Below are 19,975 nucleotides of genomic sequence, written 5' to 3'. Positions count from 1 at the left end.
CTCCCGTCCGGAACACTGGTCACGTGGGGAAACGTGAGCAGATCCTGGTGGCCGCGGCGGAGGAGTTCGACCGTGTCGGCTTCGCCGCCACGTCGATCGCGGCCGTCGCCCGCCGCGCCGACGTCGCGCAGGGCACGCTCCACTTCCACTTCCCGACGAAGCTCGCGCTCGCCCTCGGGGTGATCGACGAGCAGAACGCCCGCACCTTCGCCGAGGTGCACCACGACACCACCTCGCCGCTGGCCGCGCTGATCGGCGCGTCGAAGCACATCGCCGACCTGCTCCGCACCGACCCGATCGTCCGTGCGGGCATCCGGCTGTCGCTCGAGCGCGGCGAGTTCTCCGGAGCGACGTCGTCGTTCTACGAGCAGTGGATCGGCGGCATCGTCGACGTGTTCCGGTTCGCGATCGGCAGCGGGGAGCTCGAGACCGACCTGACACCGGAGGAACTCGGCGGGTCGGTCGTGCCGTACTTCACCGGGGTGCAGCTCGTCGCCGAGGTGCGGAGCGGTCGTGCGGACCTCGACCCAGCCGTCGCCGTGATGTGGCGGGTGGTCGTGCAGGCGACCGCGGCGCCGGCGCACCGGGCACGGTTGCTCGGGGTGGTCGCCAACACCTTCGACGCGGCACGCTGAGCCGGGTCAGCGGTCGGTGAGCTCGCGGTCGCGGAACCACTTGAGCAGCCACGCGGCGCTCGTGCCGTCGAACTCCGGTGCGAAGTCCATCGTGCCGGACAGGAACGGGCTGAAGCCCTCCTCGGTGGCGACGTCGCGGTCGTCGAGCGACCGGTAGGCCATCGACCAGCCGTCGAACCGTCGGCGCTCGATGTCCTCGCGGACCAGCGACTTCACCTCGCCGTGCCGGGGGTCGCGCGCGATCGCCCCGAAGCGGTCGTCGACGCTCCACGCCGGACCCTCGAGCAGCTGCATGAACCGCCCGCCCTTCGCCACGAGCAGCCCGGACACCCCGAGCGCCTCGTTCCGCAGCCGGGACTCGCGCAGGAGCTCGGCGAGTGCATCGTCGTCGAAGGGCACCGCGGAGCGGCTCATGTAGACGATGGAGACGAGCACCGCTCCATCTTCGTGCATCGCCGGTGCGACCCCGGCCACTGTCCACGTGGCGCTCTGCGCGCCGCCGCGCCCGCTCCCCGTCACCGGAGGACGCCGAGCGCGCGAGCCGCCGACACGGCCGCCGTCCGCGACGACACCCCGAGCTTCGAGAACACGTGCACGAGGTGCGACTTCACCGTCGCCTCGCTGATGTGCAGCGTCCGTGCGACCTCACCGTTCGAGGCACCCGCCGCGACGAGTCCGAGCACCTCGATCTCGCGCACCGAGAGGCTGACCCGGGGTGCCCGCATGCGCGCCATCAAGCGGCCGGCGATCGTGGGCGCGAGGGCGCTCTGGCCGGAGGCCGCCGCCCGGACCGCGGCGACGAGCTCGTCGGGTGGGGCGTCCTTGAGCAGGTACCCGCTCGCGCCGGCCTCGACCGCGCCGAGGATGTCGCCGTCCGAGTCGTAGTTCGTCAGGACGAGCACGTACGGCGCTGCCTCCAGCGCGCGGATCGAACGGGTGGCGTCGGCGCCGGTGGTGTCCTGACCGAACTGCAGGTCCATGAGCACCAGCTCGGGTGCCAGCTGCTCGGCGAGGGCGGTCGCGTCGTCCGGGGTGGCCGCCTCACCGACGACCTCGATGTCCTCCTCGCCGTCGAGGAGCGCGCGGAGCCCGGCCCGGACGACGGGGTGGTCGTCGGCGATGACGATGCGGATCACGGGACCTCCAGGACGGCCGTGACGGTGGTGCCCCGACCGGGCGCGCTGTCGACGGAGAGGCGACCACCGGACTGCTCGACGCGCTCCGCCATGGCACGGAGGCCGAAGGAGTCCGACGCCGCGGAGCGGTCACCGGCGACGACCGGATCGAAACCGACACCGTCGTCCGCGACCGTCAGTCGTGCCTCCTGGCCGTCGACGGTGACCACGACGGCGACGTGCGACGCCGTCGCGTGCTGCACGGCGTTGGCGACCGCGCCCTGGGCGATGCGCAGCAGCGTCGTCCCGACCTCGGTCGGCAGGACCGTGTCCGGCGCGTCGACCGAGACCCGGAGCCCGTCGCGGGTCCACTGCTGGTCGGCGAGCCGACGCAGTGCCGCGGCGAGACCCTGGTCGAGGCTCGGCGGGGCGAGCTCCCGGATGAACCGACGGGCGTCAGCGAGCCCGTCGGCGGCGGTCTGCCGCGCCAGGCGGATGTGCTCCGTGCCGGGCCGGTCGCCGTCCGCACGCTCGGCGGCGTGCAGCAGCATCTGGATGCTCGACAGGCCCTGCGCGACGGTGTCGTGGATCTCCCGCGCGAGGCGCGCCCGCTCGGCCAGCACCCCCTGCTCCCGCTCGGTCGCCGCGAGGCGGTCACGCGTTGCGACGAGCTCGGCCAGCAGCGCCTCGCGCTCGACGGCCTCCCGGGCGAGCGCGCGGTAGCCGAGCCCGATGAGCAGCGCGACCCCGGCACCGACGAGCGGTCCGACGACCCCGCCGACGGTGAACCCGCCGTGCAGGCCGAGCGCGACGACCGCCGCACCCGTCGCGATCACGACCGCGGTGGGACCGACCACCCGGGGGAGCACGTGCAGGTACAGGAAGAAGAGCGGGAAGACCAGGTAGGCGGCCTCGGGGACGAGCACCAGGAGGGCCACCCACACCACCGAGAGCGCGCCGACCCAGACCGCGCCCGCGATCCTCCTGCGGCGGGCGGTGCTCCGTGCCACCACCGCGCCGAGCAGGTAGACGACCGCGAAGGACGCTGCCAGGACGCCCGCGAGCGGGGCGGTGGCGTCGTGGACGACCACGATGCGGACGACGACCAGCGCCAGGAGCGTCGCGGACAGCACGTGCAGGCCGGTGCGGAGACCGACGAAGACGGGGGTGAGCGTGCTGTGGGCCATGTCACCCGACAGCGTACGGACGCCGTGACCGCACCGGATCAACCAGAAGTTCGATCGCGGGACCGTCCGTGCCGGCGATGACCGTCGGCCCGCCGGTCGCGACGCTGGTCGAGAGGTCGCGGAGGGTCCGCGACCGGGAAGGAACGACCGTGTTCGTCGCCTGGCGCGATCTCCGGTTCGCCCGCGGACGCTTCGTGCTCATCGGCTCCGTGGTGACGCTCATCACCCTGCTCGTCGGGTTCCTGGCGGGCCTGACGGGCGGACTGGCGTCGCAGAACGTCTCCGCCGTCCTCGACCTGCCGGGCGACCGGCTCGTCCTGCAGCAACCGTCCGGCGGTCAGCCCTCGTTCGCCACGTCCACGATCGGACGGGAGGCGCAGCGCGGCTGGCAGACGGCGGCGGGCGTCGACGAGGCGGTCCCGGTCGGCATCGTGCAGGGTCGCGCGAGTGCTGCGACCGCTGCCGGTGCACCGTCCGACGCCGCCGGATCGGCGGTCGGGGTCGCGCTGTTCGGGCTGTCGCGCGGCGGCGGCGGCGCCGTGGCCGCGACCGCACCGTCGCGCGACGACACGGTCGGCCTGTCGTCGGCTGCTGCAGCACAGCTCGGCGTCGACGTCGGTGACCGCATCACCGTCACCGGCACCGACTACCGAGTCGCGTCCGTCGGCGGCGACGCCTGGTACAGCCACACCCCGGTCGTCGCGATGACCCCGGACGCCTGGGCAGCCGCCGACCGCCGGCTCGGGGGGAACGGGGCACCGACGCTCCTCGCGGTGAGCGGTTCCCCGGACTGGGACGCCGTCGCCGCGGCCACGCACACCTCTGCCGCGACACCGCTCGGATCGCTGACGGCGCTCGAGACCTTCCGGTCCGAGGTCGGGTCGCTCGGTCTCATGATCGCGATGCTGTTCGGCGTCTCCGCGCTGGTCGTCGGCGCCTTCTTCACGGTGTGGACCATGCAGCGGGCCGGGGACGTCGCCGTGCTCAAGGCCCTCGGTGCGAGCACGGGGTCGCTGGTCCGCGATGCGCTCGGCCAGGCGCTGGTCGTCCTCGTCGTCGGCATCGGCGCCGGGACCGCGCTCGTCGCCGTGCTCGGCGCGGTCGCCGGCAGCGCCCTGCCGTTCCTCCTCAGCCCCCTCACCACCCTGGTGCCCGGCGTCGCGATGGCCGTGCTCGGTCTCGCCGGCGCCGCGGTCGCCCTCCGCACCGTCACCGCAGCCGACCCCCTCACCGCACTCGGGAGCAACCGATGATCACCTTCGACGACGTCACCCTCACCTTCCCCGACGGCGACCGCCGCGTCACGGCCGTCGACCACGTCTCCCTGACCGCTCCGTCGGGTGATGTCACCGGCGTCACCGGCCCGTCCGGATCCGGCAAGTCGTCGCTGCTCGCCGTCGCCGCTACGCTGATCCGCCCGGAGTCGGGTCGGGTGCTCGTCGGCACCGGAGCGGACACCGTCGACGTGGCGGCACTGTCCCGCGACGAGGCGACGACCTTCCGCCGGGAGCACATCGGCCTCGTCTTCCAGCAGTCGAACCTGTTGCCGTCGCTCACCGCGCGTGAACAGCTGCTGGTGATGGGACACCTCGGCGCCCGTGGTGCTCGACGCAGGGCTCGTGTCCCGCGCGATCGCGTGGACGCCCTGCTCGACGCCGTCGGGCTCTCCGGACACGGCGACAAGCGGCCGGCCCAGCTCTCCGGCGGCCAACGACAGCGCGTCGCGATCGCCCGTGCGCTCGTGCACGACCCGGAGGTGCTGCTCGTCGACGAACCCACGAGCGCGCTCGACCAGGAGCGGGGTGGAGCCGTCATGGACCTGATCGCCCGGCTGACGCACGAGCGGGGCACGGCGACGCTGCTCGTCACGCACGACCTGGTGCACCGGGGCGCGCTGGACACCCTGGTGACGGTGGTCGACGGGCGGGTCGTCACCGTGCCGGAGGCCGTGCCCGCCGCGGCCTAGGATCGACCGCATGGCGACCGTCCTCCTCGTCCGGCACGGACGCACCACCGCGAACGCGACCGGCGTCCTGGCGGGTCGCACCGCCGGGGTCGCCCTCGACCGTGTCGGCCGCGAGCAGGCCGACCGTGCCGCCGAGCGCATCGCGCCGATCCCGCTCGCCGCGCTCGTCACGAGCCCGCTCGAGCGCTGCCGACAGACCGCCCGCGCGCTGCTCGCCCGCCAGCAGGGCAACCCCGACGTGCGCGTCGAACGGGCGATCACCGAAGCGGACTACGGCGATTGGCAGGGCCGGAAGCTCGCGGACCTGGCGGAGGAGCCGCTCTGGAGGACGGTGCAGGTGAACCCGAGCGCCGTGGTGTTCCCCGGCGGTGAGTCGATGCAGACCATGCAGTCCCGCGCCGTCGCTGCGATCCGCCGCATCGACGCCGAGGTCGAGGCCGCGCACGGTCCGACCGCGGTGTGGGTCGCGGTGAGCCACGGCGACATCGTGAAGTCCGTCCTCGCCGACGCCCTCGGCATGCACCTCGACCTGTTCCAGCGGATCGCGGTCGGTCCGGCGTCCGTCTCGGTCGTCCGCTACGGCGAGCACCGGCCCGAGGTCGTCGCGACGAACACCGACTCGGGAGACCTGTCGTGGCTCGCGGCGGCAGCGGCGCCGACCGGGGACGCGGCGGTCGGCGGCGGTGCGGGACACGGTGAGTCCGGTCCTGCCAGCGGTGCCGGCCACGGCGAGTCCGGTCCTGCCAGCGGTGCCGGCCACGGCGAGTCCGGTCCTGCTGGCGGTGTGGGTCACGGCGAGCCGGGGACCGCGCGACCCTGAACGGACGGAGCCGGACGCTCCTACAATCGGGTCATGCCCACCATCGTGCACGGCTTCGACTGGCCGGAACGTCTCGTCGTCGGGACGGTCGGCCGCCCGGGCGAGCGTGCCTTCTACCTGCAGGCACGCGACGGCAAGCGGGTGACCAGCGTCGCGCTCGAGAAGGAGCAGTCGGCCGTGCTCGCGGACAAGGTCGCCGAGCTCCTCGACGAGGTCGCCACCGTCGAGGACAACCGCTTCAGCGTCCCGCCGGAAGCACCGTCCGAGCTCCGCGACGCCGCACCGCTCGACCAGCCGGTGGAGCCCGAGTTCCGCGCGGGCGCGCTGAGCCTGGGGTTCGACCCGGCGACCGCGCAGGTGGTCATCGAGGCGTACCCGATCGAGGACGAGCTCGAGATCGTCACCGAGACGAACGAGGACGGCGACGAGGTCGAGGCCGTCGTCGAGATGCCCGAGCCGGCCGAGGTCTTCCAGGTGAAGATCCCCGTCGGCAGTGCGCGTGCCTTCGTCGAACGCACGCGCGAGGTCGTCGCAGCGGGTCGACGCCCCGACGGCGCATGAGCGACGGCCCACGCCAGTCCGACGGTGCACTGACGATCCGGGCGCGCATCCGCGAGGCCTCGAACGCCACCTTCCTCGCCGACCTCGACGGCGAGTCCGTCGTGTACAAGCCCGTCGAGGGGGAGCGCCCGCTCTGGGACTTCCCCGACGGGACCCTCGCCGGCCGCGAGGTCGCCGCGCACCTGGTCTCCGAGGCCTTCGGATGGGGCATCGTGCCGCCCACGTGGCTCGGCGACGGCCCGTTCGGCCCCGGCATGGTGCAGCGCTGGCAGGAGATCGACCCGGAGCAGGACGCCGTCGACCTGGTGCCCACCGACGAGGCCGAGGCCGAGGGCACGCCGTGGCTGCCCGTGCTCGAGGCGATCGACGAGCACGACCAGCCGGTCACGCTCGTGCACGAGGACACCGCTGCGCTCCGCCGGATGGCCGTGTTCGACGTGGTGGTGAACAACGCCGACCGCAAGGGCGGGCACGTGCTCGCCATGCCGGACGGTCATCGGTACGGCGTCGACCACGGCCTGACCTTCCACGTCGACCACAAGCTCCGCACGGTCCTCTGGGGCTGGATCGGGGAGCCGCTCGACCCCGATGAGCTCGAGGGGCTCGACCGGGTGTCCGAGGCACTCCGCGGCGACCTGGGCGTCGCGCTCGCCGAGCACCTGACCCGCGGCGAGGTCGACAACCTCCGTGCGCGCTGCGCTGCCCTGCGCGCGGTCGGCATGTTCCCGCCGCCGCCCGGACACGGCCCCGCCGTCCCCTGGCCGCTCTTCTGACGCACCCCCCCCTCCGCAGAACGCAACCTTGCCGGTTGCGCGCAGCGGTACAGCACTGCGCGCTGTCGCCGAGGTTGCGTCTTGCGGCGCGGACGCGGGCGCGGATGCGGGCGCAGGGCGTGACGGACGGGAGGCGCGGTACTGGCCGGCACCGCGCCTCCCGTCCGTCAGCCGGTCGCGCTCAGCCCGTCCAGTCGTCGCCGAACAGGGACGCGCCGCCGCGACGTGCACCGAGGTACGAGCCGACCACGGCGACCCCGAGGTCGTCGTTCTCGGGCGCCACGACGGAGCCGTCCACCCGCCGGGCCATCGCGTCGATGAACCGCGCCAGCCCGGGGTCGTCGCCCAGCCGGAAGAACGTCGTCTGTGCGCCGAGCCGACCGGCGTTCTCCAGCTCGCGCACCGTCAGCGCGATCGTCACCGGGTCGGGCGGGTAGCCGAACCACACCTGACCGTTCGGCTCGAGGTGCGAGGTCGGCTCACCGTCGGTGACGACCAGGAGCACGGGCTGGGCCGTCGGGTGCTTCCGGAAGTGCCGGTTCGCCAGGAGCAGCGCGTGGTGCAGGTTCGTGCCCTTGTCCCACTGCGCGTCGAGGCCGACGAGCTGGTCGACGTCCATCACCTCGGCCTCGCGCCCGAAGGCGATGAGCTGCAGGTCGTCGCCGCGGAACCGGGTGCTGACCAGCGTGTGGAGCGCGAGGGCGGTGCGCTTCATCGGGACCCAGCGGTCCTCCATCGCCATCGAGAACGAGGTGTCGACGAGCAGCGCGACACAGGCCTGCGTCCGCGCCTCGGTCTCCTGGACCTCGACGTCGTCGATCGTCAGGCGCACGCCGGGCCCGGTCCTGCCGTCCGCGGCGGTGCGCACGAGGGCGTTCGTGATCGACCTGGGCAGGTCCCACGGTTCGGTGTCGCCGAACGCCCACGGGCGGGTCGCGCCGGAGGGCTCGCCGGAGGCACCCGACCGGCGGAGGTCGCGGGCGCCCTGCCGCCCCGACATCCGCTCGGCGACGTCCTTGAGCAGGCTCTTGCCGAGCTGGCGCATCGCCTTCGGGGTCAGGCGGAGCTGTCCGTCCGAGCCGCGCTTCATGGCGCCCGAGTTCCGCAGGGCCTGCTCCAACCGCTGCAGGGTCCTGGCGTCGACCGTTGCCTCGTCCCCGAGCTGGCGCTGCAGCGCGTCGAGGTCGAGGTCGGCCAGGTCGGACCCCGGCCCGGACTGCGCGAGCTGCTCGGCCAGGGCGTCGAGGTCGGCGATGTCCTGGAAGACCCCGGTGCCGTCGCCGAGTCCGAGGCCCTGCTCGCCGTCCATGCGCTCCGAACCGCCCCAGTCCTCGCCGGGACGGAGCGCGCGCAGGTTGTCGTCGAGCTGCCCGAGCTGGCCCATCAGGTCCGGCGAGCCGAACGCCTGCTGCGCCAGGGCATCGAGCTCGTCCCGCTGCTCCTGGGTCATCGAGTTCCGCATGCGCTGGGCGGCCGCGGCACGGGCGGCGAGGTCGTCGAGCAGCTCCTCGACGTTCTTCGGCTGCGACGGGAAGTGCTGCCCGTGCTGTGCCATGAACGCGTCGAACTGCTCGTGCGTGTCGGTGCCGCGTCGGTGGTCCTCGAGCAGCTGGTTGAGGTCGCGCATCATCGCCGAGACTGCGGCGCGGTCTTCGTCGGAGGCGTTCTCGAGCGCCTGCTTCATGCCGGCGAAGCGCTGGTCGAGGACCTCGCGCCCGAGCAGGTCCTTGATCTCGTCGTACTTCTGCCGGGCCGTCCGGCTCTTCCAGTCGTAGCCGTTCAGTTCCTGCACGGCGCTCGCAGGCGACGGCGGGAGGCTGTCGAGTTGCATCTCGGCCAGTGCACGGTCGCCGTCGTCGAGGTCGACGTTCCGGGCGAGCTCACCGCGTTCGGCGAGCAGGGCCTCGTCGAGCAGCTGCTTGACCTGCTGCAGGGTGCCGTCGAGGTTGTTCCGGCTGGTGAGCTCGCGCCGACGTTCGGCGACACGGCGCATCAGGTCGTCGAGTCCGCGCTGGGTCTGCCCGCCGCGCCGCAGGAACTCGCGCATGGCACGTTCCGGCGAGGTGCCGCCCATGACGTCCTCGCCGATGGCGTCGAGCGCCTCGGACAGGTCGACCGGGGGAGCGAGCGGGTCGGGCCCGCCCTCGTACCTGCCGTAGCGGGCGTCGCGGGTCAGGCGGCGGTTCTGTCGACTAGCCATAGACGGCCTCGCCGCCCCCCGACTCCTTGCTGATGCGGCGGGCGAGGAAGAGCCCCTCGAGCGCGAGCTCGATCGCGCCGGCCCGCTCGCCGTCGTCGGTCGCCCCGAGCCGCTCGCAGACCTGGTCGTACACGTCGGACTCGCCGATCGAGGGCAGTCCCTCGAGGAACGCCCGCGCGCTGACCTGCTCACCGGTGGTCACCATCGTGCCGCCGTCGAGCGCCTCGACGAGGACACCGAAGTCGATCCCGCGGAAGCGCGAGCGCACGGTCTCGGCCGTCGCGGTGCGGAGGAGGTGCTCGAGGACCTCGTCGGCACGGTCCTCTTCACCGTTCTCGAACTCGATCTTGCCGCCGAGCACGTCGACCGCGGTCTCGAGGTCGATCGGCCGGGCGACCGGGTGCTCCTCGCCCTGCCGCGCCGCACGGTGCACGGCCGCGGCGGAGATCGTCTCGGCCCCGGCGATCGCGAAGCGTGCGCTGACGCCGCTGCGCTGGTCGACGGCGCTCGACTGGCGCAGGGCGCGGGTGAAGCGGGCGAGGATCTCGATCAGTGCGTCCGGCACCTCGGCGGTGAGCTGCGCCTCTTGTCGGATGACCGCGACCTCGTCCGCGAGCTCGATCGGGTAGTGCGTGCGGATCTCGGCGCCGAAGCGGTCCTTCAGCGGCGTGATGATCCGACCGCGGTTCGTGTAGTCCTCGGGGTTGGCGCTCGCGACGACGAGCACGTCGAGCGGCAGGCGCAGCACGTAGCCGCGGATCTGGACGTCGCGTTCCTCCATCACGTTGAGCATCGCGACCTGGATGCGCTCCGCCAGGTCGGGCAGCTCGTTGATCGCCACGATGCCGCGGTGACCGCGGGGGATCAGGCCGAAGTGGATGGTCTCGGGGTCGCCGAGGCTGCGCCCTTCCGCGACCTTCATCGGGTCGACGTCGCCGATCAGGTCGGCGACGCTGGTGTCCGGGGTCGCGAGCTTCTCGACGTAGCGCTCGTCGCGGTGCACCCACGAGATCGGCAGGGCGTCGCCGAGGTCCTCGGCGCGATGGGTGCTCGCCGTCGTGATCGGTTCGAAGGGGTGCTCGCCGAGCTCGGACCCGGTGATCACCGGGGTCCACTCGTCGAGCAGTCCCTGCAGGGTGCGGAGCAGGCGGGTCTTGCCCTGCCCGCGCTCGCCGAGCAGCACGACGTCGTGCCCGGCGATGAGCGCGCGTTCGAGCTGCGGGATGACGGTGGTCTCGAAGCCGTGCAGGCCGGGCCAGGGGTCGCGGCCCTCGCGCAGGGCCTGGAGGAGGTTGTCGCGGATCTCGGCGCGGACCGACTTCTGGACGTGCCCAGCAGCGCGGAGCTCGCCGACCGTGTGGATGTCAGGTCGGGTCACGGTCCGCACGCTACGCCCGCGCACCGACATGCGGACGGGAGGCGCGTGGCGGTCCCGCCGCGCGCCTCCCGTCCGCCTGGTGACGGCCCGCGTCCGTGTACCGCGAGACGCCCTCGACCACGCGGAACGCCCCCGGGTCCGGCGGCGTCTCGCCGCATCGGGTGCGCCTCGTGCCGACGCCGGCGTCTCGCAGCCGACCGTGCCGGAACGGGCGGCGGGAGCGTCAGCCGAACAGGCGGCGCGACGCGATCTCGGCGCCCTCGACGAGCGCGCGGAGCTTCGCCCACGCGACGTCGGACGCGACGAACTCGTAGCTGGCGAACGTGGCCAGGCCGCAGTCCGTCCCCGCGACGATCCGCGTGGGGTCCCCGACGGCCTCGGCGGCCTCGACGATCCGGTTCGCGACGAGCTGCGGGTGCTCCAGGTAGTTCGTCGTGACGTCGATGACACCGGGCACGAGCACCGCGCCGTCGGGCAGCGGCAGGTCACGGAACGCCGGGAACTCGTGCGCGTGCCGCGGGTTGCCGAACGGGATGCTGAAGGAGCCGACCTCCGCCCGGTACAGGTGGGGGAGCAGCACGTCGACGGGGACGTCGTCCTGGTGCGGTCCCTGCCAGTTGCCGTAGCAGACGTGCAACCGGGTCTGCTCCTTCGGGATGTTCCGCAGCGCGTGGTTCAGGGCGTCGACGTGCAGGTCGACGGCCGCGAGGAACTCGTCGAGCGACGCTTCCCCGAAGTGGATGACGCGCTCCATGGCGAGGTCCGGGGCGTCGAGCTGCAGGACGTGCCCGCGTGCGACGATCTCCTCGTACTCGACGCGGAGCTGCTCAGCCAGGGCGAAGACGTACTCGCGGTGGTCGCGGTAGTGCGGGTTCGCCTCGTCGAGCAGCAGGGTCGTCGCGACGATGCCCGGCGTCGCGGCCGAGATGAAGGTGCCCGCCGGGGTGCGGCCGGCAACGGCGTTCCGGTCGAGCTCGCGCGCGAAGCCGTCGAGGTCCTCGCGGATGCCGGCGCGCTCCTGGTCGTACTCGAGCAGGCCCTGGGCCACCGGGGTGTCCCACACGCGGGCGAACTCGGCGCCCTCGTCGATCTGCCGGGCCTGGAACGCCGCGTACTCCGGGAACTTCACGCTGTCGAGCGTGGGCTTGCGGTGTCCCGACCCGCCGAAGCCGGACAGACGCTCGCGGATGTACGTCGAGAAGCCGACGCGCGGGACCTCGCCGTCGTTCACGACGTCGATGCCCGCGTCGAGCTGCGCGTCGACGGTCCGCGCGAGGACGGCGGCCGTCTCCTCGCGGAGCGCCTGTTCGTCGTACGGTTTCCCCTGGTCGCGGGCGACCAGGAGCGCGGTCAGCTCGGGCGTCCGGGGGAGCGACCCGGTGTGCGTGGTCAGGATGCGGTCGGTCGAGTTCTGGAGCGGCACGTCGCCACGGTACCGAGGCGGACGTGCGCCGGGTGCGGTCGTGACGTCGCGCGTCGTGCCGGTGCGAGGCGGACGGGAGGCACGGTGCCGGCCCGTCCCGCGCCTCCTGTTCACCTTGCACGACTTCCTGAATCTGTGAGGACGCAAAGCTCCGACCGCACTGGGAACCAGCCTGGAATCTCCGGAGTACGGTCCGCTCTCGTGAGCAGTACGACGAACGGGGCGATCAAGAGCCTGGTCCCCGCCAGGATGGACAGACTGCCGTGGACGCGGTTCCACTGGAGCGTCGTGGTCGGGCTGGGGGTCTCCTGGATCCTCGACGGACTCGAGATCCAGATCGTGTCGAACGCCGGCTTCCAGGCAGACCTGGACCTGTCGACACAGCAGGTGACGCTGCTCGGGACCATCTACCTGGTCGGTCAGGTCGTCGGCGCTCTCGTCTTCGGGCGCATGTCCGACCGTCTCGGACGCCGCAAGCTCTTCATCCTCACCCTCGCGATCTACCTGATCGGCTCGGGCATCGCCGGGTTGGCGCAGGACTTCTGGTTCCTCGCGGCGTTCCGGTTCATCGCGGGGCTCGGCATCGGCGGCGAGTACGCGGCGATCAACTCGGCGATCGACGAGCTCATCCCCTCGAAGTACCGCGGCCACGTCGACATCGCCATCAACGGCACGTACTGGGGTGGTGCCGCGCTCGGCGCCTTCGCGAACATCTACCTGCTCGACCCGTCGATCTTCGCGGAGAACATCGGCTGGCGCATCGGGTTCTTCCTCGGCCCGGTGCTCGGTATCGCGATCATCTTCCTGCGGCGGCACATCCCCGAGAGCCCGCGCTGGTTGATGACCCACGGGCGCGAGGACGAGGCCGAACGGACGGTGTCGGAGATCGAGGACTCCGTCGAGAAGAGCACGGGCCACCGTCTGCCCGACGTCGACGAGTCGAAGGCGATGACCGTCACCCCGCTCGACAAGGTCGGCTTCCTCACGATCGCGCGGGTCCTGCTCAAGCAGTACCCGACCCGCACCCTGGTCGGCGCGACGATGATGATCACGCAGGCGTTCCTCTACAACGCGATCTTCTTCACCTACGCGCTGGTGCTCACGAACTTCTTCGGGCTGAAGACCTCGGAGACGTCGGTGTACTTCTTCCCGTTCGCCATCGGCAACCTGCTCGGGCCGATCATCCTCGGTCGCTTCTTCGACACCTGGGGTCGGCGGCAGATGATCTTCCTGACGTACCTGGTGTCCGGGCTCGTGCTGGCGACGTCGGCGTTCCTGTTCCGAGCGGACGCGATCAGCGCCACGGTGCAGGTCGTGTTCTGGTGCGTCTCGTTCTTCTTCGCGTCGGCCGGTGCCTCGAGCGCGTACCTCACCGTGAGCGAGATCTTCCCGCTCGAACTGCGGTCGCAGGCGATCTCGTACTTCTTCGCCCTCGCGCAGATCTTCGGTGCGGTCGCGCCCGCGATCTACGGCGCGTTCATCGGGGATGGGTCGTCGCGCGAACCGCTGTTCTGGGGGTACCTGCTCGGGTCGGCGGTGATGATCGCCGGCGGGGTCGTGGCCTTGGTGTTCGGGGTCGATGCGGCGCGCAAGGGGCTGGAGGACATCACCCAACCCTTGTCGGTCCTCACCGACGCGTCCAAGAAGTAGGATTTCGTATACGTGATGTTTAGCGCCGAGACCCTCCCGCTGGGAGGGTCTCGGCATGTCACTCCTCCACATCCCGACACCGACCGGATCGTTCCACCGGTCGCCCGCCTCCGGAGCACCCGGTGGTCGTCGTGCGTGACCCTGGGGCGATGGATCGGTCATCGTCCTCGGGGAACGACCGGGTCCCCGACCCGAACGGCATCCGGCGCAGCCTGCTGCGGGACGCCGTCTTCCTCAAGCTGCTCGAGAACGTCCTGCGCGGGGTCTACCGCCGCGGGCAGCGACTCCGACTCGACGACATCGCGCGGGACATGCAGGTCTCCCGGACACCCGTGCGCGAAGCCCTCGTCCCGCTCGAGTCGCTGCGACTCGTCAGCGTGCAGCGCTACGTCGGGGTCGTGGTCGCGCCGTGGTCGGTCGGGCAGATGGTCGAGCGGCTCCGGGTCGCGCGGGCGATGATCGCCGACCCTGCGCCCGGGTGCCAGGGCGTGGACGAGCCGTTCGACGCGCACGTGCTCCGGTCCTGCCTGACCGAGGCCGGGGCACTCGTCGAGGTCGGCGCGTGGTACCTGCGGCGACGCGGTGCGATCGTCAGCGCCGACTGGCTCGTGGCGCAGCGCGCGGTGCTCGACACGTTCTTCACCGACGACGTCGCCGTGGCGAACGGGATCGACGCGGTCGTCGGACGGCGTGCGCGCGTGCAGCAGGTCGAGCGGGCGGCTGCTGCGGCGGAGCGCGGGCAGCTCGACGTGTGTGCGTCTGAGCTCCTGGCCCTGGCCGAGGACCTCATCGCCCTGCCGGACCGGTTCCGTTCGGCTGCTTGACGCGCGGCGGTCACCTGAGGGACACCCAGAGCGGGGGCGCGGACCGGGTCCGCGCCCCCTGGCCGTCCCCGTCCGGGCCGCCGCGTTCGGGTGCGTCGGGCTCGGCAGAAGGGGGGACGACGTCTGGTGCTGTGTCGCGGCGACGGGGGAGGTGATGCCCCCGGAACGTGATGTCCGCGTCCCGTCGATGCTAGGCGTCGGGGTACGACCCGACAACCCCCACCTGTCCCCACTTCAGGGGACCGGTCGTCCGCGCCCGGTCGGTCGTGTCGTCGCGCGAGGTCGAGAGGACGCTCGTCCTCCTGTATGGTGGGACACGCGCTCGCGAGAGCGTACGGAGACGTCGCATAGTCAGGCCGAGTGCACCACCCTGCTAAGGTGGAGTCCCCTTTGAGGGGACCGAGGGTTCAAATCCCTCCGTCTCCGCACTCGGGATGTTAACGGTCTCGACCCGTCCATGTTGATGGGTTGAGGCCGTACATCTCAATGTTGGTGCGGATCTGGTCGCGGGCTTTCGGACGCACGCGGCGCTCCGTGCGACATCAATTTTGGCCCGTGTGACCCAAGCTCCCGTGCCGTAAGCGGTACCGCGGCTGTGCCTGAGGGGACCTGCATCCAGATCGTGCCGTAGCGGAGGGAACAGACGACCCGCTGCTAGCGTTTGATTCGACGACGCATGTGTGGAGGGAGGCCTGACCATGGCACTTGTCAAAGACGTAGCTCGATCCGCGGCCCACCGCGCCCTCCAGCAGCACTGGGACGGGCAGATCCCAGTCGACCCGGCACGTATAGCGATGAAGCTCGGCATGCGCGTCTACCGTGCCTATCTGGACGACGACGAGTCGGGGATGATCAGCAAGCGTGCTGGGGAACCGGCTGAAATCGTCATTAACGCGAATGAGCCGCTACTACGGCAGAACTTCACGTGCGCTCACGAACTCGGCCACTGGTTTGAACGAGAGCGCCAAGATGACGGTGAGTATTCGTTCGTCGACCATCGCAACGCCAAGCCCAACGACGCGCGCGAGTGGTTCGCAGAGCATTTCGCGGCAAACCTGTTGATGCCGACGCGCGAGTTCATCGCTGCGGCGGACGAGGGCCTCAGCGTTGCATCGCTGTCGGATCGCTTCGTCGTCTCGCAGCCCGCAGTCCGCAGCCGTCTCCGCGCTCTCGGACTGCTCGATGGCGGGCATTGACGACGACTCCGGGCTCCAAGACGACACGGAGCCGAATGTCGACCTTCCGCTCAACTTTGGTGAAGAGCCAGCAGAAGATCTGAGCGGAGACGTCCCCTACGGGCTTCAGCCGAACTGGCAAGAGGCAATCATCCGCATGCAGACGGCGTCGACACCGGTCGACGACTACGAAGCGGCGCGGAATAAGCAGGCCGAGGAAGTCGCAAACCAGGCCGGCCAAAACACGAAGTGGAGGCCGGTTTTGTTCTGGACCGTCTACGGGATCGTGCTCGCGTTCGCTACCGTAAGCGTCCTAGGGATCGTGGCTTACATGATCTACTTCGGCAAGGAAGCAAGCCCCGTGGTTCTCAGCACTTGGGCGGGGGGCAGCGTGGCGCAGGTAGTTGGCCTGATGCTCGTCATCACTCGCCATCTGTTTCCCCAAGCCCACGATCCGATGATCCCGGAAAAGTAGCTAGCCCACAGTCCCGCGGATCGACGCGCTGTACCGAATACAAGTCGGGTTCGCGCCGCGCCCGGACGCCAGTGAACGAGCAACGCGCGCTCCGTGAACGCGATGACCCGTTCTTCCAGCTCGGGCAACCAGGCCAGGAGCAACGAGCACGGAGTTCCGAGTGCTTCTCGACCGCGACAACAGGACGTCGCGATCAGTGCTGCGCTTCCAGCTATGTCCCGCCAGGTCGTCCGATGCCACCAGCAAGAGAACGGCGGCAGCGCTTCGCCGAGATCTGAAGCCGTGAAGCGGCGGGCCCCTCCAAGTGGGGCAATAACGACCGCAGCTTTCATCTGTCATACGCCACTAGCGTGGGTGTCGCGGCTCGAGAACCGTGAGCCACGACTGGGGAAGGGAAGATGGGGTTCTGGGGAGATCTGCCAACGTGGGTGACGACGTTGGCCGTGGTGTTCGGCGCGATGCAACTGTTCCAAGACCGTAAAGATCGTCGGACGCGGGCTGAGCAGGAGGCACGCGCTCAAGCGAGCGGGCTGTGGGCGTGGACTGGTTCGTACCGGGGAGACGTCGCAGGTGCAGGCAAGGAGTTCGGTTTCGTGATCACAAACGCGTCCGGGAAACCCTTCCGGGATGTCATCGTGGAGGTGATGATGCACGGACGCGTGTTCGACCCAGCTCGGATCATGACGCTTCCTCCGGGTGACTTCTTCGTGCAGCTGTATAAAGATGACACCTGGGGGTACGCCACGAGCTTGGAGGAGTATGGCCGGGTGCTTCGGCCATACACCAGGACGGACCGCTACAGGGTGAACCGGATTGTCCTAACGGACGCGTCCGGCCGCCGATGGCGAATCACGCCCGAAGAGGGCGTGACTCCCGAAGCGCCGACAGCGGCAGACTCCGGTGAATGACGCCGCAGAACCCGCCGGTCCATCGAGCGGCTCGGCGGATTCAAACATGGCCTCTGCGCTGGCACGGGCGGCAAGCATGGTCTTGGCAGGCTCAGCTGCTCTGAGTTGGGTCCTCGTGGTGGCCTGCGGCGCACCGGCGAGCTTCAACTACGCGCGCACCATGCGAGGAGTCGTCGGAGTCGGAGATGCAGTCTTCTTCGACCTGCCCTGGGTGCTCCCGTGCCTCGTCGGGGCACTCCTGTCCCTCGTCGTCGCTGACCGGTCGAGCCCGGACCAGCGATGGATGCGCCTGCATGCTCCGACCGCGATCGCCGGAGCAAGTATTGTCACGTTTGCCCTGGTCACCGCTCATTGCGTCGATCACCCAGATGACCTAGGGCACCTCTATCCGGTAGGCCTTGTGTGCTTCATTCTCGTTGGTGTCGCGTACCTGGCAACAGTGACTACAGTGGCGAGCCGAGACGAACGGCTCCGTGCTGCGTGCACAGTCCACACACGGTCGCAGCGCACGAAAGCTCTCGTAGAGCGCGCCAGCGCTGCCGCGCCGGTGGACAGTGAGGACGCGCGGCGGAGCGTGCGCGCCCTTCTGTGGCGGCTGACATGGGGCATCTGCGCTGTCACCGTGGGAAGCATCCTCCTGGCGATACTCATCTTGGTCTCGACTGTTTGGTTCGCAGGGGCCAGCCTCACTGGTTACGCCTTCAGCCTTGTCCTCTTCAGCATTGCGGCGCTTTGGGGTGCGTCCGGCATAATTTCCCTCTGGGGTACTTGGTTGCATAGCGACGGCGAAGCAGCAGACCGGCTCGCGTTATACGTCGAAATCGCGTACCTCGGGGGCGTTCCTCTTGCAGTCCTCATCATTGTCGCCAGCAGTAGCGGCGGCTGGGTGTTCGTAGCGCCTATCGCAGCGGCGGTGACGGCTCCTGTGCTTGTGACGGCCGTGAAATGGCGAGTGCGACCGTTGCGCCTCATCCGGGACCCGTACCTTCAGCTCGTCCGGGCAGCAGCCGAGCGCCGGTCGGCCGCGGCGGGCCGGACCTTGACCGACCTTCAAGCACCGCTTGGGCCCCTATCCGTGCGAGAGTGGACTTTGCGCCAGCGACGCTGAGCCTCTCTGCTGCCCAAAGCAGGCTGTCGGCGATCCCGCCTCTTGCCTTCCCCCTTCCCCCGCGAGCTGGGGACTCCTGCGCCGAGCGCGTGAGTGCCAGAATCGACGGGCGACGCGAGATGCGAAGTGTGATGGTCGAGCATGAGGAGACAGCCGTGGCTGGGGGAAAAGTGAGCAACGAAGTCGTCGTGTTGGAGGGCGTGAAGGACCTGACGACGTCGATCGTCAATTTTGAGGAGTTGATGCTCGGACACGTGTCCTCTCTGGGCCTCCCGCGGGAGGAAGTCCTCATCGGTGTTCAGGAGCGCGTGCAGGTGTTGAGCAATCTTCAGGGTGCGATATCCGAACTCCCGGCCGAGTATCGGGCGAACTCGATGTACCTTTCCAAGTTCGCTCTCGCGGTCAGTGCTGGTCTTTTTGACGCAGCGCTAAATTATTTGTGGGACGAGACGATCAGTGAGCTTCGACGCCGCATCGTCGACTACGATCTCAGTTACTTCTTCGACCTTGCCATTTCTGATCCAGAGAAGCGAAAGGATTTGCAGGACCCCGAGGACCTCGCAAAGATAACGGACGACGAGCTGATCCGTGCCGCAGCCACAGTGGGATTCATCTCCGCAGTCGGCCAACGCCAACTCGACGTCGTTCGATTCATGCGAAACCATGCGAGTGCTGCGCATCCGAATCAGCATGAATTAAAGCCATTCCAGCTTCTCGGTTACGTACAGACCTGCATCGCCGAGGTTATCCTCCTCCCCGAGTCGCAGACAATGGTTGACACCTCGCGACTGTTGCGGAACGTCCGCGAAGAGAAGGTGACGAGGACTGATGCTGCGGGATACGAGTCGCTGTTCGCCGCGCTTCGGTTTGAACAAGTGACCGCTCTCGCTAACGGCCTGTTCGGAATCTATTCTCGTCCCGACTCGACAACCTCAGCACGAGACAACATCCGGCTGCTCGTGCCGTACCTCTGGCCGCACATCCCGGAGAAGACCCGAGCAACATTCGGCGTAAAGTACATGAGGTTCAAGGCAAACCTCGACGTTCAGCAGGCTTCTCTGGCACGCGAGTTTTTGGAGACCGTCGGAGGGGCCTCCTACCTGCCAACGGAGGTACGGGTCGCGGAAATCGCGGTTCTTGTGGACCGCCTGCTCGGCGCGCATGAGGCTTACGACAACTTTTACAACGAACCACCCATCGCAAAGCAGATCCAGGACTACATCGGCGATCAGGAAGTACCGGCCGGTGTTCGCGAACGGTACGTTGCGGTGCTGGTGGATGTGTTCCTCGGGCGTCGGACCGGTATCGGGCAGAACGCAAAACCCGTATATCAGCAACTGCTTGACAAGCTCACGCCCGAGGAGGCCGCGCTCGCGCTCCTGGAGGTCTCGGGACCAAATTTGGCGGGCACGCTGTCATTCAAATTCCCTCAGGGACAGCTCACGGAGTTGATGGCAATTTTGCAGCCCAAACTTGTCGGGGAGCCCTCGCATGCGCTGTGGCGGGCAATCGATAAGTTTACAGGTCCCGCAGAGTCCATGATGCTTGAAAGCCGCATCAAGCGCCGACGTGACAATTTGATGGCGTTTCTGAACTAACTGGGTCAGTCACGTGGCGAAGTCGTCGACTCGCCGGATGGCTGCGCTCATTGACCCGTGATCGAGCCATGTCGCTGCGTTCGTGCGTTCGTCCGTTCGTCCGTTCGTCCGTTCGTCCGTTCGTCCGTTCGTCGACTCGTCCGGTCAGATCGGGCCGAAAGATATCGCATGTAGCAACG

The 19,975-nt window shown here is 69.5% G+C and carries 19 protein-coding genes and 1 tRNA gene; 14 read left to right on the top strand and 6 right to left on the bottom strand.

All coding sequences use genetic code 11. The features are described from left to right. Window positions 1–23 precede the first annotated feature (23 nt). Window positions 24–635 (top strand): ScbR family autoregulator-binding transcription factor, encoded by a 612-nt coding sequence (locus C1N91_RS16765; RefSeq protein ID WP_175416022.1) that lies wholly within the window; start codon window positions 24–26, stop codon window positions 633–635. 6 nt (window positions 636–641) lie between these two features. Here the strand turns inward: C1N91_RS16765 and C1N91_RS12870 are convergent, their stop codons facing one another. The 3 genes from C1N91_RS12870 to C1N91_RS12860 all read right to left on the bottom strand — a co-directional run bounded on the left by C1N91_RS12870 (window position 642) and on the right by C1N91_RS12860 (window position 2,937). Next, complete coding sequence (locus C1N91_RS12870) at window positions 642–1,070, bottom strand: BLUF domain-containing protein (protein ID WP_175416021.1); 429 nt, start codon at window positions 1,068–1,070, stop codon at window positions 642–644. An 80-nt stretch (window positions 1,071–1,150) separates the two neighbouring features. After that, window positions 1,151–1,771, bottom strand: coding sequence for a response regulator (locus C1N91_RS12865; protein ID WP_137768039.1), 621 nt, complete (start codon window positions 1,769–1,771; stop codon window positions 1,151–1,153). Continuing rightward, entirely contained in the window at window positions 1,768–2,937 is a 1,170-nt protein-coding gene (locus C1N91_RS12860; RefSeq protein WP_137768038.1) for a sensor histidine kinase, read from the bottom strand. The genes C1N91_RS12865 and C1N91_RS12860 overlap by 4 nt, the downstream gene beginning before the upstream one ends. A 149-nt stretch (window positions 2,938–3,086) precedes the next feature. Between C1N91_RS12860 and C1N91_RS12855 the strand changes: the two genes are divergently transcribed. Genes C1N91_RS12855 through C1N91_RS12835 form a run of 5 tightly spaced genes read left to right on the top strand, consistent with a single transcriptional unit; the run spans window position 3,087 to window position 7,057 of the window. Next, window positions 3,087–4,190, top strand: a complete 1,104-nt coding sequence (locus C1N91_RS12855; protein ID WP_137768037.1) for an ABC transporter permease — start codon at window positions 3,087–3,089, stop codon at window positions 4,188–4,190. Next, a complete protein-coding gene (locus C1N91_RS12850; protein ID WP_137768036.1) occupies window positions 4,187–4,903 on the top strand; it encodes an ABC transporter ATP-binding protein in 717 nt (238 codons plus the stop codon). Before C1N91_RS12855 ends, C1N91_RS12850 begins: the two co-directional genes overlap by 4 nt. A gap of 10 nt (window positions 4,904–4,913) precedes the next feature. Next, a complete protein-coding gene (locus C1N91_RS12845) occupies window positions 4,914–5,723 on the top strand; it encodes an MSMEG_4193 family putative phosphomutase (RefSeq protein ID WP_137768035.1) in 810 nt (269 codons plus the stop codon). Window positions 5,724–5,756: 33 nt separating this feature from the next. Beyond that, a complete protein-coding gene (locus C1N91_RS12840; protein ID WP_137768034.1) occupies window positions 5,757–6,284 on the top strand; it encodes a DUF3090 domain-containing protein in 528 nt (175 codons plus the stop codon). Further along, the gene (locus C1N91_RS12835; protein ID WP_137768033.1) at window positions 6,281–7,057 is read left to right on the top strand and encodes an SCO1664 family protein; all 777 of its coding nucleotides are present in this window, start codon (window positions 6,281–6,283) and stop codon (window positions 7,055–7,057) included. The genes C1N91_RS12840 and C1N91_RS12835 overlap by 4 nt, the downstream gene beginning before the upstream one ends. A 181-nt stretch (window positions 7,058–7,238) precedes the next feature. Here the strand turns inward: C1N91_RS12835 and C1N91_RS12830 are convergent, their stop codons facing one another. From C1N91_RS12830 to C1N91_RS12820, 3 genes are all read right to left on the bottom strand, one after another. Next, window positions 7,239–9,257, bottom strand: coding sequence for a vWA domain-containing protein (locus C1N91_RS12830; RefSeq protein WP_137768032.1), 2,019 nt, complete (start codon window positions 9,255–9,257; stop codon window positions 7,239–7,241). Beyond that, window positions 9,250–10,665 carry an AAA family ATPase gene (locus C1N91_RS12825; RefSeq protein WP_137768031.1) on the bottom strand — a complete coding sequence of 472 codons (1,416 nt, stop codon included), beginning with the start codon at window positions 10,663–10,665 and terminating at the stop codon, window positions 9,250–9,252. The genes C1N91_RS12830 and C1N91_RS12825 overlap by 8 nt, the downstream gene beginning before the upstream one ends. A 193-nt stretch (window positions 10,666–10,858) precedes the next feature. Next, window positions 10,859–12,058, bottom strand: a complete 1,200-nt coding sequence (locus C1N91_RS12820; protein ID WP_137768030.1) for a cobalamin-independent methionine synthase II family protein — start codon at window positions 12,056–12,058, stop codon at window positions 10,859–10,861. 201 nt (window positions 12,059–12,259) lie between these two features. Here C1N91_RS12820 and C1N91_RS12815 point away from each other — a divergent pair, with 201 nt between their 5' ends. The 8 genes from C1N91_RS12815 (at window position 12,260) to C1N91_RS12780 (ending at window position 19,796) form a co-directional block, all read left to right on the top strand. Then, window positions 12,260–13,708, top strand: coding sequence for an MFS transporter (locus C1N91_RS12815; RefSeq protein ID WP_394586668.1), 1,449 nt, complete (start codon window positions 12,260–12,262; stop codon window positions 13,706–13,708). A 149-nt stretch (window positions 13,709–13,857) separates the two neighbouring features. Then, the gene (locus tag C1N91_RS12810) at window positions 13,858–14,532 is read left to right on the top strand and encodes a GntR family transcriptional regulator (protein WP_137768029.1); all 675 of its coding nucleotides are present in this window, start codon (window positions 13,858–13,860) and stop codon (window positions 14,530–14,532) included. Between the two features lie 336 nt (window positions 14,533–14,868). Beyond that, window positions 14,869–14,958, top strand: a tRNA-Ser gene (locus tag C1N91_RS12805). Window positions 14,959–15,326: 368 nt separating this feature from the next. Beyond that, a complete protein-coding gene (locus tag C1N91_RS12800) occupies window positions 15,327–15,728 on the top strand; it encodes an ImmA/IrrE family metallo-endopeptidase (protein WP_175416020.1) in 402 nt (133 codons plus the stop codon). Continuing rightward, window positions 15,715–16,182 (top strand): hypothetical protein, encoded by a 468-nt coding sequence (locus C1N91_RS12795; protein WP_137768027.1) that lies wholly within the window; start codon window positions 15,715–15,717, stop codon window positions 16,180–16,182. Before C1N91_RS12800 ends, C1N91_RS12795 begins: the two co-directional genes overlap by 14 nt. A gap of 398 nt (window positions 16,183–16,580) precedes the next feature. Continuing rightward, window positions 16,581–17,090 (top strand): hypothetical protein, encoded by a 510-nt coding sequence (locus C1N91_RS12790; RefSeq protein WP_137768026.1) that lies wholly within the window; start codon window positions 16,581–16,583, stop codon window positions 17,088–17,090. A 46-nt stretch (window positions 17,091–17,136) separates the two neighbouring features. Further along, window positions 17,137–18,198, top strand: coding sequence for a hypothetical protein (locus tag C1N91_RS12785; RefSeq protein ID WP_137768025.1), 1,062 nt, complete (start codon window positions 17,137–17,139; stop codon window positions 18,196–18,198). A 131-nt stretch (window positions 18,199–18,329) separates the two neighbouring features. Then, window positions 18,330–19,796, top strand: a complete 1,467-nt coding sequence (locus tag C1N91_RS12780; protein WP_137768024.1) for a hypothetical protein — start codon at window positions 18,330–18,332, stop codon at window positions 19,794–19,796. The last annotated feature ends 179 nt before the right edge of the window (window positions 19,797–19,975 follow it).

It is taken from the genome of Curtobacterium sp. SGAir0471, from assembly GCF_005490985.1.
Classification (GTDB): domain Bacteria; phylum Actinomycetota; class Actinomycetes; order Actinomycetales; family Microbacteriaceae; genus Curtobacterium.
This window is presented reverse-complemented; position numbering and strand designations above follow the sequence as displayed.

Bases quoted from the DNA above. Each gene is read 5' to 3' on its own strand.
- C1N91_RS12790 (WP_137768026.1), top strand. From the start codon at position 16,581: ATGGGGTTCTGGGGAGATCTGCCAACGTGGGTGACGACGTTGGCCGTG.
- C1N91_RS12810 (WP_137768029.1), top strand. From the start codon at position 13,858: ATGGATCGGTCATCGTCCTCGGGGAACGACCGGGTCCCCGACCCGAAC.
- C1N91_RS12840 (WP_137768034.1), top strand. From the start codon at position 5,757: ATGCCCACCATCGTGCACGGCTTCGACTGGCCGGAACGTCTCGTCGTC.
- C1N91_RS12850 (WP_137768036.1), top strand. From the start codon at position 4,187: ATGATCACCTTCGACGACGTCACCCTCACCTTCCCCGACGGCGACCGC.
- C1N91_RS12835 (WP_137768033.1), top strand. From the start codon at position 6,281: ATGAGCGACGGCCCACGCCAGTCCGACGGTGCACTGACGATCCGGGCG.
- C1N91_RS12780 (WP_137768024.1), top strand. From the start codon at position 18,330: ATGGTCGAGCATGAGGAGACAGCCGTGGCTGGGGGAAAAGTGAGCAAC.
- C1N91_RS12785 (WP_137768025.1), top strand. From the start codon at position 17,137: ATGGCCTCTGCGCTGGCACGGGCGGCAAGCATGGTCTTGGCAGGCTCA.
- C1N91_RS12795 (WP_137768027.1), top strand. From the start codon at position 15,715: ATGGCGGGCATTGACGACGACTCCGGGCTCCAAGACGACACGGAGCCG.
- C1N91_RS12800 (WP_175416020.1), top strand. From the start codon at position 15,327: ATGAAGCTCGGCATGCGCGTCTACCGTGCCTATCTGGACGACGACGAG.
- C1N91_RS12830 (WP_137768032.1), bottom strand. From the start codon at position 9,257: ATGGCTAGTCGACAGAACCGCCGCCTGACCCGCGACGCCCGCTACGGC.
- C1N91_RS12845 (WP_137768035.1), top strand. From the start codon at position 4,914: ATGGCGACCGTCCTCCTCGTCCGGCACGGACGCACCACCGCGAACGCG.
- C1N91_RS12825 (WP_137768031.1), bottom strand. From the start codon at position 10,665: ATGTCGGTGCGCGGGCGTAGCGTGCGGACCGTGACCCGACCTGACATC.
- C1N91_RS12860 (WP_137768038.1), bottom strand. From the start codon at position 2,937: ATGGCCCACAGCACGCTCACCCCCGTCTTCGTCGGTCTCCGCACCGGC.